Source organism: Synergistaceae bacterium, assembly GCA_017443945.1.
Taxonomy (GTDB): Bacteria; Synergistota; Synergistia; order Synergistales; family Aminobacteriaceae; genus JAFUXM01.
Map to the genome: position 1 here is coordinate 23594 of JAFSXS010000054.1, position 16620 is coordinate 40213.

Consider the following 16620-nt stretch of genomic DNA (forward strand, 5'->3'; position numbering starts at 1 on the left):
TTCCTCCATTTATATATGAATATGCACAATTATATAACATGACAAAAAAAACACCCTCCCATTTCTGAAAGGGTGCTGATGATTCAAATTTTTACATAACTCTGAGCCAAACGATACTGTCTCCACTGCCGGACTCAGGGTTATTATCAGAAAATTTCAGCCCTAAAGTCTTTGCTTTAGTCTTGAGGTTAGCTTTGATTTTGTCTTCGTTATCTGCAAATTTATAGCCTACAAAACATGAATCTTCTTCACCGTCATAAATTCCATAACAGCCCGCGCTAAGAGACTCGCCTGACGTAATTTTTTCGCTGCTAATATTTTTATCAAGCCTAATTGTATTATCTTTGCCGTTATCATCACTATTCACATACTGTGCAAATGCTATAGTCTTGAGTGTGCGGAGGTTGCTTGCGATATTTAATGCTTTAGTAGAGTTCATTGACTCATTGCTTGAAATCATCATAACATATACAAGAATGCCCGCCGAAATAACTGCAATTAACAGCTCGGTTATAATCAAAAATTTTCTTGAGTGATTCTCTCTATTATTCTTGTTCTTATTCTTCATTGTGTTAATAACTCCTCTATTTAATTTATAGCTGTAATATCGGACTCTATTTCGCGAAAAATTACCCCCTTTTATTTATTCATGATATAATAAAATTTCCGTCGAATTACAGGCAAATAAATAACACCCCCCCATTTCTGAAAGGGTGCTAAATGTAAAAATCTGATAGCTAAATTTACTCGTAAATAGTTGTTACCTGATAGTCTCCGAAGACTCTCATCCAGACAACTTTATCACCTTTAGCATTGTTTACTTTGCCGGATTGGTAGTTATTAGGCGTATTATTTGAGAAAACTAGACCGAGAGACTTTGCCCGACCATAGAGTTTTTCTTTTACGGAGTCTTCGTTAGCTGCAAATCTATAGCCAACAAACCAGCTTGTTCTGTTTGCTTCGTCTTTAGTACCTGCTGTGCTACCTCCGTCGCAAATACCGTAACCGCCCTCTTTAATCGGATTTTCTCCGCTATTTCCTTCGTTAAAGCTCCAATTTTCATTATTGAGGTATTTCTTCATACCTAATTTGTCATTACCGTTATTAACTAAATTCTGAATCGCCTTCCAGTCATTATTATTATTAGTAATTTTTTCTCTGACTTTGCCGGTTGCTGTATCGACTAAATCAGGGTGATCTACATACCAAGCTATTACGGCTGTCTTGAGATTCCGCAGGTCGGAAATAATTTTAGCAGCCCTTGCACTGCTCATAGCCTCAGTACTCGAAAGCATCATCATAGCCGAAAGAATCCCAATTACGACAATGACTATTAAGAGCTCAACAAGTGTGAAGCCCTTACGTGATTTATTATCCTTCTTCATGATTACGCCTCCTAACTAATAAATTTGCTAATTACTGGAGGGTGACCATTCTCCCATGACTTTAAGCCATATTACAGTTTCGCCGGAGTTGTTCGGAGTGTTTCCGCGCAAGATCATTCCCAAAGTTTTTAACCTGCCCTTGAGCTTTTCTTTAATGGAGTCCTCATTCGAAGCAAATTTATAGCCTACATACCACGTGTTTCTGTTTGTTCCACCTGCATCGCAAATTCCGTAACCGCCAGCTTTTATAGGATCATTGCCCTCCCCTCCGTTAATCGAAATTGAGTCTTCATTATTGAAGTATTTAGCGATCTCAAGTGCGTCGTCCTTATTCTGCTCTTGAAATGGCTTAGCATTATTATCTGCATCAGTTACTTTTGTCTTTACTCTGCCATCTGCGGTAACTAGATCCACATGATCTGTATACCATGCAAGCGCTGCCGTCTTGAGATTCCGCAAGTTACTCGCAATATTTGAAGCCTTTGCCGAGCTCATTGCCTCTGTGCTTGAAAGCATCATCATAGCCGAAAGAATCCCAATTACGACAATGACTATTAAGAGCTCAACAAGTGTGAAGCCTTTGCGTGAATAATATTTTTTCTTCATAGTATTAACCTCAAGCAATATTTCGAAAAATTTATTCAGCTTCTCCTAAAACTTTCATCCATACAGTCATGTTATCTCCAGGAGTATCAGATAGGCTGCTAGCAGTATTACTGCCAAATTTTAGTCCAAGAGTCTTTGCTCGTCCGGCGAGTTTTTCTCTAACGCTGGTCTCATTGTTTGCGAATGTATATCCCACATACCAACCTCTCTTACTACTTATAGTAGCAGAACGTACACCATACTCACCAGCAGTTGGCTGGCCATTAAGAACCATAGAGCCTTCATTGTTAAAGTACTTGAGAATATTTGCTTTACCAGACTCTGTTCCTACTATACTTTCAATTTCTTTTCCGCCTGACACCTTCAAATCCGGAGAAACCCAGTCCGTATGATCCGCATACCATGCCAAAGTCGCCGTCTTCAAGTTACGTAAATTGCTTGCTATATTTGAAGCCTTAGCCGAGCTCATTGCCTCCGTACTCGAAAGCATCATCATAGCGGACAGAATACCGATTACCACTATAACGATCAATAACTCGACCAACGTGAACCCCTTGCGCGCATAAAATTTTTTCTTCATGTTAAAATCTCCTCTTTCTCTCCCCTTGCCTCACAGCTACGTAAAAATAACTATGGGGGGGGGGGGTAATAAATTTAATTTGTAACGCTAAATATTATATAGGACAAAAAAAATCGGGCATTCACTCGAACACCCGACTCTGAACTACGTTTTATTACTGATTATTTATATCAGCTTTACTATTTTGCTTCGACAGGCTGTGCACCGATTTCAGCAAGTGTTTTGTATGTCTCGTAGCGTTCTCTTGCTTCGGCTGCGTTCTTGTCAAATAATTCGTCAGCGATATCAGGGAATCCCCTCTTTAACGCCGAGTATCTGACTTCACCGAGTAAGAATTCTTTATACTGCGCGACAAATTCCGACTCATTCTCAAATGACTTCGGAGCTTTACTGTCGAGCGTAAACGGATTCTTGCCGGCCTCTACATCAGGATTATATCTGTATAAATGCCAGTAACCTTTTTCGACTGCAAGTTTTGTGCGCTCCTGAGTCTTGCCCATTCCTGCGCGGATACCGTGATTAATGCAAGGTGCATAGGCGATAACTAATGACGGGCCTTTGTGTGCTTCTGCTTCCTTGAGAGCTTTGATTAACTGATTCTTGTCTGCTCCCATACCGACTTGAGCTACATAAACAGTGCCGTAAGTCATTGCCATGCGTCCGAGATCCTTTTTGCGAGTCCTCTTGCCGCTTGCTGCAAATTGTGCGATTGCTGCTGTAGGAGTCGATTTTGAAGACTGTCCGCCCGTGTTTGAATAGACTTCTGTATCAAGAACGAGGACATTTACATCTTCGCCGCTTCCGAGAACGTGATCGAGTCCGCCGTAACCGATGTCATAGCCCCAGCCGTCTCCGCCGAATATCCAGACAGATTTTTTCACGAGATAATCACGATATTCAATGAGCGTGCAAATTTCTTTCTGTGCTTCATCGCTGAAATCGCAGAGAGCTTTTCCGCACTCACAGCAACCGCAGCAAACTTTGTCGAGAATCTCATCAATTTTTGCAGCAGCAGCAACACTCGCTTCGCCGTCCTCGTGAACATCAAGCCAGCCCCGTAAAGCAGCTTTCATTTCTTCGGGAACGTCATTCATCGCGATTAAATTCTTTGCAGCAGTTGTCAAATAGTTGACCATGACATTAAGTGATAATTTCATGCCCATTCCGTATTCGGCCGCGTCCTCAAATAATGAGTTGCCCCATGCCGGTCCGTGTCCGTTTGCGTCGGTTGTGTAAGGCATTGAAGGCGCAGAACCTCCCCAAATTGATGAACAGCCTGTAGCATTTGCAACAATCATTCTTGAGCCAAATAACTGTGTGATTAATTTCGCGTAAGGAGTCTCGCCGCACCCTGCACATGCTCCGCTGAACTCAAATAAAGGTCTCTGGAACTGTGAACCCTTAATCGTGAACTTGTCGCCCGCGTCGGTCTTGTCTGCAACTTCTTCAAATGCGAATGTCCAATTAGGAATCTCTGCGCTTTGTGTTGCGGTCGGCTTCATTTCGAGAGCTTTAACCGGGCAGATGTCCGCACAATTTCCGCAGCCTAAGCAGTCAAGTACATCAACCTGCATTTTGTATTTATACTGTGAAGGTTTCGGCTTGGTGTCGACAGCGTTAAATCCTTCAGGTGCGCTTGCTTGTTCTGCTTCATCAAGTAAGAACGGTCTAATTGCTGCGTGAGGACATACCATTGAACACTGGTTACACTGAATACACTTTGCGCCGTTCCATTCGGGGACATTGACTGCGACTCCGCGTTTCTCGTATTTGCTTGTGCCTGCCGGGAAATGGCCGTCTTCGTAACCGTCAACAAATGCGCTTGCCGGTAGTGTGTTACCCTTCTGAGCGTTGATTGTGTCAACCTGATAGCTGATAAATTCGGGAATCTCTGACGGGAGACCGGGTCTCTTGTGTGCTTTCTCTTCTGCGGTCTTCCATGATTCGGGGACTTTGATTTCGATTAAGCCTGCGAGTCCTGCGTCAACTGCTGAATAGTTCTTCTGTACAACGTCTTCACCCTTTGCGCCGTAAGAATGAACAATTGCTTCCTTCATGAATTTTACAGCGTCATCAATCGGAATAACGTTCGCGAGCTTGAAGAATGCTGACTGCATGATCGTGTTCGTTCTGCTTCCGAGTCCGAGCTTCTGTGCTTCGTCGACGGCGTTAATGATGTAGAATTTGCAGCCGAGATTTGCAAGTTTGCGCTTGAGTGAGGCCGGTAAATGTTCCTCTAGTGCTTCAAGAGTCATCCACTGTGTATTAAGTAAGAACGTTCCGCCCTCTTTCATTCCGTGAAGTAAATCATATTGATTCACGTATTCCTGTTTGTGGCAGGCGATAAAATCTGCGTTGTCGATCAAATATGTTGATTTAATCGGGGATTTGCCGAAACGTAAATGCGACATTGTGATACCGCCGGACTTTTTCGAGTCATAATCAAAATAGCCCTGTGCATACATGTCAGTGTGGTCGCCGATAATTTTAATGCTGTTCTTGTTAGCTCCGACTGTGCCGTCTGAACCGAGTCCCCAGAATTTGCAGCAGACTGTACCCTCTGCAGCAGCGTTGATGTGCTCTGTAGGAATTAATGAAGAGTCATTTACGTCGTCGATGATTCCAAGTGTGAAATTATTGCGCGGCTCGAATAATTTAAGGTTGTCGAAACATGCTTTGAGATCGCTGGGTGTTGTATCCTTTGAGCCGAGTCCATAGCGTCCGCCTACGATTTTAGGTGCTCTGCAATTTCCTGCGAAGAGTGAGCAGACATCTTCATATAACGGGCCTCCGAGTGCGCCGACTTCTTTTACTCTGTCAAGAACTGCGATTGCTTTAACGGTTGCGGGCAGTGCTCTAAAGAAATATTTCGGCGAGAACGGGCGGTATAAATGAACCTCGACAACTCCGACTTTTTCGCCTCTTGCGTTGAGATAGTCAACAGTCTCTTCGATTGCCTGACATACTGACCCCATAGCGATAATGACTCTATCTGCATCGGGTGCGCCGTAATAGTTGAACGGGTGATATTCACGACCGCAAATGCCGCAAATGTCATTCATGTAACCTGCTACGATGTCGGGTACTGCGTCGACGAATGGCTGTGATGCTTCTTTTGCTTGGAAGAAAATATCAGGGTTCTGAGCTGTTCCCTTTGTGTAGGGCTTCTCCGGGCGCATAGCTCTGTCTCTGAAAGCTGCGATTGCGTCATAATCGACTAATTTTGCGAGGTCGTCATAATCGAATGCGTCAACTTTCTGAATCTCGTGAGAAGTTCTGAATCCGTCAAAGAAATTCAATACAGGAACGCTTGATTTAATTGCTGTCAAGTGTGCGACTGCTGCCATGTCGTGAGCTTCCTGAACTGAACCGCCGGCTATCATTGTGAAACCTGTCATTCTTGTTGACATAACGTCGCTGTGATCGCCGAAAATTGAAAGCGCGTGCATTGCGATTGCTCTTGCTGTTACGTGGAAAACGCCCGGAAGTAATTCGCCTGCGATCTTGTACATATTAGGAATCATGAGTAATAATCCCTGTGATGCTGTATAAGTGCTTGCGAGTGCTCCTGCTGATAATGCGCCGTGACAAGCTCCTGCTGCTCCTGCTTCACTCTGCATTTCAGTTACTTTGACTGTATGACCGAAAATATTTTTGCGGCCGTGTGCTGCCCATTCGTCAATATGTTCGGGCATAGGTGATGACGGTGTAATGGGATAAATTGTCGCCATCTCGGAGAATGCATAAGCTACGTGTGCTACTGCTTCGTTTCCGTCCATAGTTTTCCAGTTTCGTTTTGCCATAAGTGAAAAACCCCTCCTCGGAATATATATAAAGTGTGTAAAATTATTTGTGATAAGATTTTACTACAATTGAGCGAATAATAAAATAAATGATACGGCGTAAAATTTTGTATGCGCAATTTTTTAAAACTCTCCCACGCGCGATGCACTATATTGGGTGGGTGGGCGGGCCCGGTTCACATTCAGCCACGCGGGACAAACTTTTGCATATTAACGCACAATCGGCACCGTTACAAAAAAGTTTTCGCCTTTGACTTTGCTTGTTATATTTGAGGGATAAAGACTTGTGAAAATTTTTCATGAACGGGAGCAGCCATTAACGAACAATCGGCCCAGACTACAAAAAAAGTTTTTCGCCTTTGACTTTGCTTTTGCTTTAGCTATAATAATCAACACAGAATATTTTTGCTTGACATAAGATAAAACTTTTACAACTACATTTACAACTACAGAAATATTTATTTTCATGACATATCGCAATACTTTATAACGAGTCATAAAAAATTAGCGGCGTAAATTTCTCACGTATATTTTTGCAGAAAAAATTTTTGAATCTTTCACGAATATATTGCAGGCTTAAAACTTTTTGTAGAAGCAAATTATTATGATTCGCTGATTAACGCAAAATATTACACAAAAAATTTTAGAATCTTTCACAGAATCCAGACTCAACAGTTAAAATATAGCATAAACTTTTTTTCAGGAGGTTTGATTCAGAATCATGCACAAGAAATTTTTTGCGGCAATTATATTTTTGCTCGTGATGAGTTCTTTATCATGGGCGGAAACTTTCACAGTTACAGATATTGACTCGTTTACGTCAGCGATTCACAGCGTAAATTCTCCGTCAGTTACAGAAGCAAATATTATCGAGTTCGACTCGTCCGTGAAAGATTTGACTCTTACTCAAGAATTTACAATTAATGCAATAATGCCCGTTATTATTCGCGGAAATGGAGTCAATCTCACAGCGGCAAATAATGCAAGACTCTTCACTGTCTCATCAAGCACAATTTCATTTGACCGCATAACTTTCACGGGAGGAAGCATTACAACCGGCGACGGAGGAGCAGTCAGGATCGAGCAAGACTCAAAAGTTGATTTCACTAACTGCACATTTTATGACAACAAAGCAGAATACTACGGCGGTGCAATAGCTGCTACTAACGGAACAACTAATTTATATCACTGCACAATCGCGGGAAATATCGCAGAAAACGGCGGCGGACTCGCTGTCAGAAACGGGACAATAAATATTTTTGCGTCAATAATTATCGGCAACACAAGCGGAGATATTTTCAAGACTGACTCAGGAAATATAACCGGCTCTGAAAATATTATAGGCTCAAGCAATTATAATTTTGACGCGACAAATTTAATGGATCAGACATTAAGCAGCGTGCTAGCAACAAATTCTGACGGTTCACCCATGATAGAAATTATTAACGGCGTGAAAATTATAAATCTCACTAGTACATCACCCGCAAGAGATTTTGTTATGAATGATTACAGCGTAAATATTGACGAGACCGGCACAGCAAGACCGCAATTAAATTATTCTGATGCAGGATCTTGTGAGTCTTTACCCGTTGCAATCGAAAAAATTTCTATAGACTGCTACCCATACATGCAGATAAATTCTGTAGAAAGAGTCAGCTTTGAAATTTTGCCGTTCGATTCATCATTGAATATTTTAGAGTACCCCCCCTACGGAATCACTTGGGAAATTGACAATTCCTCGATTATAAGCATTGACTCGCAAAATTATGTACACGCACTAAATGTAGGCAGCACTTATTTGAAAGCACGTGCTCACGGATGGGACTCAACCGGCAAGAAAGTCGGTATAATGTCAGACCCGATTTTAATCACTGTCGGCACAGAAGAACGGCGGGAACGTTTAAGAGCTTCAATCGCGCAAATTAGCGACGTTACAATTTATCAGGAAAACTATAGAATAATTACCCCTCTAGTATCAGTCGACATGAATAATACAATTTATGAAGATTACCCGTATACTTTGACGGCTCATTCATACGCAGAAAATATCGTTACCGTTGAAACAATTTCTGACGACACAAGCATAATACTTTACGCAGGCGACGAAATCGGAAGTGCTGACATAGCATTAACCGCGAGACCATATCCCGACGGAGACGCTACGACAATATATTTTACTGTCAGAGTCGTTGAAGCGCAAAACGTTCATGTTTCAGGCGGAGGAAGCGGCGGCTGTAATTCAGGATTTGTAAGCGGCGTTATAATTCTTTGTGCATATTTTATAAAGCGTGAGAGGAGAAATAAATAAATGAATCTTTCTAGCTGCATGGACAAATATATAAATTCATATCCCGACAAAACTTGCTGCTGGTTCAATAATAAATGGCTGACTCGCAAAGAGTTCGGCGCACTTGCTGAAAAAGTTACGAATTTACTGCGTGACTCAGGTTTTAAGGCCGGCCAGAAATTAGCTGTATTAATGCCAAATTCACCGATGACTCTTGCTGTTATTTACGCGACATGGAAGCTCGGCGGGATATTTTGTCCGTTGAACGAGAAGACCGGCGAAATTTCGTTATTAAAGACTCTCGACCTGTTGAAACCTTTTGCTGTTATATTATCAGAAGGCGTTAAATCGGAGTTAGAGTCCTCGTTAAAAAATTCCGGCTGGGTCTGCGCGAGACTCGGAAGTGAGAATTTAACAGGCAATGAAAATTTTACGGGAAAGATTCAGCCTTCAGACGATTTTGACAAGACTCTTGCTGTAATTTTCTCGACATCAGGCACAACAGGCGACCCTAAAGCAGTACCGCTGACTCACGAAAATATTTATGATAATTGCGTAGCTTGTCTTGAACATGTACCGGACTTGCACGAGTCAGACAGTTTATTAAATGTCCTGCCTAACTTTCACGCGTTCGGATTCACAATTTGCAGTGTTCTCCCGTTTGTGTTAGGAGCGACTCAAGTTTTAGTTGCAAATTTTATGCCTCCTTCAAACGTGATAAAAGCTCTTGAGCTCACAAAGCCTACTGTTTTATTGCTTGTGCCTACTATGTTAGGATTTGCTGCCTCAATGCTTGAACGTGCCGGAAAAAAATTAACCGGAATAAAACTCGTTATCGCCGGTGGAGATAGATACAACACAAAACTTGACGACAGAATCACAGCAGCATTCGGAGTCCCAGTAATCGAGGGTTACGGAATCACAGAATGTTCGCCGGTCTTGGCCGTGAATCCGACTCCAGCGTCGCGAAAATTGGGTACTGTCGGGCCAGCATTGCCGAGATTTGAATTACAATTACGCAGCGAATCAGGCGAAAAATTAACAATCCCCGGAGAGGGCGTCTTATGGACTCGCGGGCCTTCTGTAACATCATGCTATTATCATGCGGAGGAAGTAACGCGCGAAAGATTCATAGACGGCTGGTTTAACACTGGCGATTACGTGCAGATTGACTCGGACGGCTACATAAAAATTTTAGACCGCGTAACAGATATTATTATCGTCGGAGGCTTCAACGTTTACCCGCAGGAAGTAGAGGCGATTTTGTCAGAGCATCCGGCAGTAAATACAGCTGTTGTTGTGGGAATGCCTAATGACATAAGCGGCGAAGTCCCGAAAGCGTTTATTATTCGCAATCCCGAAGTAAATGCAACTGAGAGCGAGCTAATAAAATTCTGCAAAGAAAGACTCTCACACTATAAAGTACCTCGAAGCGTAGAATTTGTAGAGTCTCTGCCGATTTCTGCGACGGGAAAAATTTTAAGGCGCGTCCTGCGTCAGAAAGAACGTGATAAACAATGAGACTTGAAGATATAATTATCCCCAATCTTGAGTCAAATCAATCTGAAAATTGTTACTGGGTTGACGGAGTCTGGCACACTCGCGGGGAATTGCTGAATATCGTAAATAATTGCGAAAAAGTTTTAAAGCGTGCTGGATTCTCTCGCGGTCAAAGACTTGTAGTCATGCTGAGAAATTCGCCGTTGATTCCTGCTATATCGCTTGCAGTGTGGAAATTAGGCGGTATTTTCTGCCCATTGAACGAGAAATCCGGTTATGAGTCATTAGCCGGCACTCTTGAATTAATCAAACCTTTTGCAGTAATTTCCGGTCATGACATAGAGGGACTCAAATGGCCGTGTTTCACGTGTGATTTAAACGCTGACACATTGCCGGAGATAACTGGAAAGACTCAGCCTCCCGAACCTGACTCGGCAAATTACGCGGTTATGTTTTCGACTTCAGGCACGACAGGACTTCCCAAAGCTGTACCGCTGACTCACGAGAATTTATACAGCAACTGCATAGCAACAAATAAAATGGTCGAGTCAATCAGCGGCAAAGATACATTTTTGAACGTCCTGCCAAATTTTCACTCATTCGGTTATACGCTGACGATAATATTTCCCCTTCTGATTAACGCGAAAATTGCTTGTGTTCCGTCGTTCCTGCCGCCGTCATTGACGATAAGAGCATTAACAGAAGCAAAAATTGATGTAATGTATGTTGTTCCTGCGATAATGTCATTTTTGTTAATGTCCGTCGAAAAAGGGAAAATGCCCCCGGAGCCTTTATCACGAATTAGAATAATCTGCACAGGCGGCGACAAATTGAATCCTAACGTACATAAGCAGGCGATAAATTTTTTAGGGCGCGACATCATGGAAGGCTACGGACTCACGGAAACATCGCCGGTTATCTGCATGAATAAAGACTGTATCACACAAAGAACGGGCAGCATAGGCCAAGTAATTGACGGCTACGATTATAAGCTGCGAACACGAGAAGGCCAAGACACAACAGATAATGAAGGCGTTTTATGGGTGAAGGGAGCTTCAGTAACACCGGGGTATTTTCACGCGCCTGAAATTACAGCAGAAAGATTTGACTCTGAAGGATTCTTCAACACGGGCGATTACGTAAAAATTGACTCAGACGGCTTTGTTTATATTCTTGACAGAGTAACAGATATTATTATTGTCGGAGGCTTCAACGTTTACCCGCAGGAAGTCGAAAAAGTTTTAGCAGAACATCCGGCAGTACGTCAAGCAGTTGTTGTAGGAATGCCGCACGATATTAACGGACAAATACCGAAGGCTTATATTTTGCTTGAAGAAGGGGCAGACGACAGCAGCGAACAAAAACGCGACATTATAAGATTCGCGAAGGAGAAATTAGCACACTTCAAAGTTCCGAGAGCTGTAGAATTTGTGAATGAATTTCCGTTATCAGGCACGGGAAAAATTTTAAGACGGGTCTTACGTGATATGGCCGCAAAAGAGCATTAATTGTGATAAAATAGGGGCGACAATGAGGGAGCTAGTCATCCCCTAAAAAAATAGCCAGCTTTATCTGGAGAACCTATCCAATAAACAAAGGACAAGTTTCACAAGATAGAAGAGAGCAGCGATTAAGTGGTGAAATCCTGACAGAAAATCACGTCGCTGCTTCTTGTTACTAGCGTTGTTCTTACGACCCTTTTTAGGCATCGCGTTGCACCGCCTTTCTGCAGGGGCGGATCCCCAATCAGCGAAGAGTCCCTGCTCACTCTCTGGGGCTCCCTCGTGGAAAATATTATAACAGAGAAAAATTTTGTGTGATAAAATAACAGGAGCAGCGGTGAGGGAGTTAGCTGACTCCCAGAAAAACTAAATCGTGAATTACACCCTTAACGGGTAAACCAATCTACAAGAAGTAGAATAGTCTTCACGACCCAGAAGATGGCAGCGGCGATTTTATCGATCCAGGGGAGGAACGATTGCCGCTGTTTGCGTCTTCCGGTTTTACGAGGCCGTTTAACAGTCATCGCATTCACCTCAACTCTACAGGGCGGCTCCCCGTTTGGACGATGAGCCCTGTTTCTCATCCGGGACTCCCTCGTGAAAAATATTATAGCATTAATTAATATATCTCATGTTACGGCCAAGAAAACGCAAATATTTCTTGATATTGTCAGGAAGTTCGCGAGTCAAACAATTAATATTTACGACACTTTTTCTAATTTCAACGCTGTTAATTCCGTATTCTCCGCCGAAATTTCTTATTGCAGTGAGTCCAGCTAAATAATTCGCCTCGTCCGGGATTTTTCCGAACCTGTCTAACATTTCAGCAAGCAAATTATCAAGTTCATCAAGTCCCACAACATTAACGAGTCTGCGATAAATTGTAACTCTCACATCATCCTGCGGAATATAATATGACGGAATCAACCCGCCGCCCCTGTCTGAAGTTATTTCTACTTTTTTCGGCAATTTGACTCCGCGTAACTTGTTTAATTCTTCTTCAAGCATTCTGTAAAATACTGTGAAATTTCCTGCTTTCATATTTCCGTGCTGCTTTGTGCCCCCGACTTGGCCGCCGCCCCTGATGTCTAAATCTCTTCTTGCAATCTCGTAGCCCGACCCTAAATCAGTCATTGTAGAAATTGCGTCGAGTCTGTCCTGCGTATCTTGAGTCAATGAGTTCTTATCAGGGTAAAAGAAATAAGCAAACGCCTTCTCGCCTCTGCGTCCGACTCTGCCCCTTAACTGGTACATTTGAGCGAGTCCTAATTCAGCCGAGTTATCGATTATAATCGTGTTTGCGCGTCCGACATCTAAGCCGCTTTCTATAATTGTTGTCGCGATTAATATATCAATTTGCCCCGAATAAAATTCAAGCATAGTAGACTCTAATTCTTTCTCGTTCATTTGGCCGTGAGCTGTCTTGATTCGCGAGTCAGGGAAGAAAGCGCGTAACATTTTTTCGTGATCCGGCATTCGTGAAATTTTGTTAGAGAGAAAATAAACCTGTCCGCCCCTGTTAAGCTCGTAAGTAATTGCTTTGCGTATAATTGAAGCGTTCCATACTCCCGCAAATGTAGAAACCGGCAATCTATCTTCAGGAGGAGTAGACAACACAGAAATACTTCGCAAACCCCTTAATGACATAGCAAGCGTACGGGGAATCGGAGTCGCCGAGAGACTCAATATATCAACAGAACCGTAATTTTGCTTTAAGCCCTCTTTGTGCATTACTCCGAATCTGTGTTCTTCATCAATTATTAATAGGCCCAAACGCTTAAATTTGACTCCGCCCTTCTGCAATAATTTATGAGTCCCGATTAATATATCAATTTTGCCCTCTGACGTGAGATTTAACACCTGCTTGACTTCTTTAGAGCTCACGAACCGCGACACAAGCCCGACTTTGACAGGGAAACCGCTTAATCTCGATTGAAACGTTGAGTAATGCTGCTGCGCTAAAATAGTTGTCGGCACTAACACGCACACTTGAAAGCCTGAATTTATGACTCTAAATGCTGCACGCAAGGCCACTTCAGTTTTTCCGAATCCTACATCACCGACTAATAATCGATCCATCGGATAATTTGATGACAAGTCCTGCATTATATCGCTTACTGCCTTTAACTGGTCTGATGTTTCATTGTAGGGAAATGCGCGCACAAATTCATCATACATTTCATTTTCTGAATCAAATGGCGGTCTGCGTTCGAGTTCCCGTTTTGCGTAGATTTCGAGTAAAATTTTAGCTTCTTCTGCTGCCTGCTCTTGAGTCTTCTGTGATTTATTCTTCCATGCTTTACCCTTGAGGCTGTCAAGAGTCGTGTCTTCGTTCTCGTGTTCGTTGAGTGCCGTAATTTTATATGACTGCAGGACGGGAATTAATAAACGCTGATTATCTGCAAATTCTATCACAAGCGCGTCAACAGGAGACCCTGCCGCACGAATATTTTCGATTCCCCGGAAGACCCCCCGCCCGTAATCGTCGTGAATTACAAGCTGCCCCGGTGATAATCGGCCTTCGCTCCATTCGTTAGGAGCCCGCCATTGAGTCAATGAAATATTTGCGTTGATTCCGGATAGTTCCCTGTCAGAAATAAACGCGCGTTTTGATGCATTATCGACAAATCCTGCAGTTAATGAAGACTCGTTAATCTCATACGGCAATTTCTTAAACACGGGATTATTCGAGAAAATTGTAACTTTATAATTTCTGTCGTGAAGGTCGGCGCACAAATGCAAAATTAATTCAGGGCTGCCCTTAAACGCGGGAAGAGATTCGGTCATGAGCTCTGAATTTGCTTTGTCGGGACTTGATGTGATTCTTATGATGGGAAAATTCGCGAATTTCTTAAAAGTTTCCGGCCAAAATTTTATTTGATATTCCGCACCTGACTCAAAATATAATTCACGCCACAGCCATGTAAAAGATTCTGACTGAGTCTCGATTTTGTCAGGCTCATAAAGAATTATGCATGTATCAGGCGGCAATAAATCATCAGGAAATTTTTGCACAGACTCATTTAATCCGTGCAGAGTGATTGAGTCAAGAGTCATTAATTCCGTGCTGCTCTTCTGCGTGTCGGGGTGAAATGCGCCGATTCGTTCGATTTCGTCATCAAAAAATTCAAGTCTCAGCGGCATTGCATAACCTGGGTCGAACACATCAAGAATAAAACCTCTTTGAATATACTGCCCGGGAGCCCAGACTAAATTTGAACGTTTGTAGCCGGCAACTTCGAGCCACGATTTTATTTTTTCGGCCGAAATATTTTGCGATAAATTTATGTGTAATTCAGCACTTCCAAGCAGGCAAGCCGACATTAACGCACCAGGAGTCGCAATGAGAATCCCCGAATCTTTTACCCAGTGTCTAATTGTCTCGCCGCGTTCGAGTAATAATGCTTTGATTCCGGTATTTTGTGCGGATAAAGGCAGCTCGTTCAACATAAAATAATTTCGTTCAGGGTGAAGAGTCCTAGAGTCATTCAAAAATTCTGCTGCTTGAAGTAAATCCGGAAAAACTGCTATTGCGTGAGGCTCATTCGGACAAGTAAAGGCACGTGCAGAGATTCCGGCGCGCTCTAAGATACTTTTATTGCCGTGAAGCCGCGAAAAACTTTTTATAATGGAGCGTTTATTCAAGTTGTAATCTCCTTATTTAAATATTACAGCGTAAATGTCTGATAACGCATTTCTCAAAGTCGGATAAAATTTTATATTCTTAATCACGAAATATATAATAGCAAATAAATTTTTACGGGTGAGCATATTTATTCGCTGTTCGATAAAAATTGCTTTGCGTTCGAGTAATGCGCGATTAGTCTCGTTAATGCCGAGTTCTTTATAATGTGCGGCAAAACTTTTGTATGTCTCTAAATCAGTGCGCAGGAACATAATTTTTCGTTCAATCGTTAAAGGCGGGTGAATTGCTGCTGTAGCGTTGTTTTCGTGCCGTCTGAAATATATCAGCTGTCTATTAATTAAATAAAGTGAGTCTGTTACTGCTGCATAATTCCATAACATAGAATCATGAAGATCATTGCTTATGTCAAAAATTTTGAATTTCTCGAGAATCTCGCGCGTAAATCCCATAACACAGCCAGGCCGGATATTTTCGAGCCAGCAATTTTTTAGCGGTAAGTGTATTATTTCGCCGTCGTCCCTGTTTACGTTCTTGAGATTAACTTTTATTTGCTGCTTGTTTGAGTCTATTGCTATATAGTTTGAGATCAAGAGCTTTATATTATTATTCGCCTGCATTGCCTGAGTCATGACTTGAATTTTATCATTCATCCAAATATCGTCCTGATCGCACGTGAAAATATAATCTCCTGTACACTTTGAGAGAGCTTCACGAAAATTTTTAGAAGGCCTTAAATTGGTCTCATTGCGAAAAACTTTCCAGCCGGTTAAATTATATTTCGTTATGTAATCGCGGCAAAATTCAAATGTGCCATCAGTTGAGCAGTCGTCGCAGATAATTACTTCATTGGGCGCAAGAGTTTGAGTCCTGATTGAGTCAAGTTGTTCACAAATATATTTTATTCCGTTGTAAGAAGCCATTACTACAGAAATTTTTTTATTGTTCATGATAGAGCCTCGCAATTAATTATTTATAGGCGATACACTTAATGCGCGCGAATCATGGGCGGGGAGGGGGGGCAAGGGGGGACGGGCTTTGGGGGTCCCCCCACACTCGCATTATAATTTTTTTGCGCATACTGAGTGTAACATCTATATTATTAAGTTCATTATACTTTATGAGGGCCGGAAAATTTTTTATTCGTGATGGAGTCTGCGGTTAAGTTATTGCGAAATTTTTTCTCTCACATAATGGCAATCAAAGCAGGTGATTTAGAGTCGCGTTACAATTGGTTCCGCCCACCCGCCCGCCCGGTTTGAGTCTGGAGTCGCGTTTATGCAAAAAATTTTTCTCTCACATAATGACAATTAA

Annotated in this window: 11 protein-coding genes; 3 read left to right on the forward strand and 8 right to left on the reverse strand. The window is 42.3% G+C overall.

The window, feature by feature from the left end:
• Positions 1 to 91: 91 nt before the first annotated feature.
• From IJT21_05690 to IJT21_05715, 6 genes are all read right to left on the reverse strand, one after another.
• The gene (locus IJT21_05690) at positions 92 to 568 is read right to left on the reverse strand and encodes a hypothetical protein (protein ID MBQ7577737.1); all 477 of its coding nucleotides are present in this window, start codon (positions 566 to 568) and stop codon (positions 92 to 94) included.
• 175 nt (positions 569 to 743) lie between these two features.
• Positions 744 to 1385: a type II secretion system protein gene (locus IJT21_05695; protein ID MBQ7577738.1), complete on the reverse strand. Its 642-nt coding sequence runs from the start codon at positions 1383 to 1385 to the stop codon at positions 744 to 746.
• A gap of 27 nt (positions 1386 to 1412) precedes the next feature.
• Positions 1413 to 1991, reverse strand: coding sequence for a type II secretion system protein (locus IJT21_05700; GenBank protein MBQ7577739.1), 579 nt, complete (start codon positions 1989 to 1991; stop codon positions 1413 to 1415).
• A 31-nt stretch (positions 1992 to 2022) separates the two neighbouring features.
• Entirely contained in the window at positions 2023 to 2571 is a 549-nt protein-coding gene (locus IJT21_05705) for a type II secretion system protein (protein MBQ7577740.1), read from the reverse strand.
• Between the two features lie 179 nt (positions 2572 to 2750).
• Positions 2751 to 6374 (reverse strand): pyruvate:ferredoxin (flavodoxin) oxidoreductase, encoded by a 3624-nt coding sequence (nifJ, locus tag IJT21_05710; GenBank protein ID MBQ7577741.1) that lies wholly within the window; start codon positions 6372 to 6374, stop codon positions 2751 to 2753.
• A gap of 297 nt (positions 6375 to 6671) precedes the next feature.
• The gene (locus IJT21_05715; protein MBQ7577742.1) at positions 6672 to 6872 is read right to left on the reverse strand and encodes a hypothetical protein; all 201 of its coding nucleotides are present in this window, start codon (positions 6870 to 6872) and stop codon (positions 6672 to 6674) included.
• 223 nt (positions 6873 to 7095) lie between these two features.
• On the opposite strand from IJT21_05715, the gene IJT21_05720 reads away from it, so the two are divergent.
• From IJT21_05720 to IJT21_05730, 3 genes are read left to right on the forward strand one after another with little or no spacing between them, the layout of a single operon-like run.
• Positions 7096 to 8682 (forward strand): hypothetical protein, encoded by a 1587-nt coding sequence (locus tag IJT21_05720; GenBank protein ID MBQ7577743.1) that lies wholly within the window; start codon positions 7096 to 7098, stop codon positions 8680 to 8682.
• Positions 8683 to 10182, forward strand: a complete 1500-nt coding sequence (locus IJT21_05725; protein MBQ7577744.1) for an AMP-binding protein — start codon at positions 8683 to 8685, stop codon at positions 10180 to 10182.
• Entirely contained in the window at positions 10179 to 11669 is a 1491-nt protein-coding gene (locus IJT21_05730; GenBank protein ID MBQ7577745.1) for an AMP-binding protein, read from the forward strand. Before IJT21_05725 ends, IJT21_05730 begins: the two co-directional genes overlap by 4 nt.
• Before the next feature lie 609 nt (positions 11670 to 12278).
• On the opposite strand, the gene IJT21_05735 is transcribed toward IJT21_05730, so the two are convergent.
• Both IJT21_05735 and IJT21_05740 read right to left on the reverse strand, forming a co-directional pair.
• Positions 12279 to 15308: a DEAD/DEAH box helicase gene (locus tag IJT21_05735; GenBank protein ID MBQ7577746.1), complete on the reverse strand. Its 3030-nt coding sequence runs from the start codon at positions 15306 to 15308 to the stop codon at positions 12279 to 12281.
• Positions 15309 to 15320: 12 nt separating this feature from the next.
• Entirely contained in the window at positions 15321 to 16256 is a 936-nt protein-coding gene (locus IJT21_05740) for a glycosyltransferase (protein ID MBQ7577747.1), read from the reverse strand.
• Positions 16257 to 16620 lie beyond the last annotated feature (364 nt).

Bases quoted from the DNA above. Each gene is read 5' to 3' on its own strand.
- IJT21_05690 (MBQ7577737.1), bottom strand. From the start codon at position 568: ATGAAGAATAAGAACAAGAATAATAGAGAGAATCACTCAAGAAAATTT.
- IJT21_05695 (MBQ7577738.1), bottom strand. From the start codon at position 1,385: ATGAAGAAGGATAATAAATCACGTAAGGGCTTCACACTTGTTGAGCTC.
- IJT21_05700 (MBQ7577739.1), bottom strand. From the start codon at position 1,991: ATGAAGAAAAAATATTATTCACGCAAAGGCTTCACACTTGTTGAGCTC.
- IJT21_05705 (MBQ7577740.1), bottom strand. From the start codon at position 2,571: ATGAAGAAAAAATTTTATGCGCGCAAGGGGTTCACGTTGGTCGAGTTA.
- nifJ (MBQ7577741.1), bottom strand. From the start codon at position 6,374: ATGGCAAAACGAAACTGGAAAACTATGGACGGAAACGAAGCAGTAGCA.
- IJT21_05715 (MBQ7577742.1), bottom strand. From the start codon at position 6,872: ATGACTCGTTATAAAGTATTGCGATATGTCATGAAAATAAATATTTCT.
- IJT21_05720 (MBQ7577743.1), top strand. From the start codon at position 7,096: ATGCACAAGAAATTTTTTGCGGCAATTATATTTTTGCTCGTGATGAGT.
- IJT21_05725 (MBQ7577744.1), top strand. From the start codon at position 8,683: ATGAATCTTTCTAGCTGCATGGACAAATATATAAATTCATATCCCGAC.
- IJT21_05730 (MBQ7577745.1), top strand. From the start codon at position 10,179: ATGAGACTTGAAGATATAATTATCCCCAATCTTGAGTCAAATCAATCT.
- IJT21_05740 (MBQ7577747.1), bottom strand. From the start codon at position 16,256: ATGAACAATAAAAAAATTTCTGTAGTAATGGCTTCTTACAACGGAATA.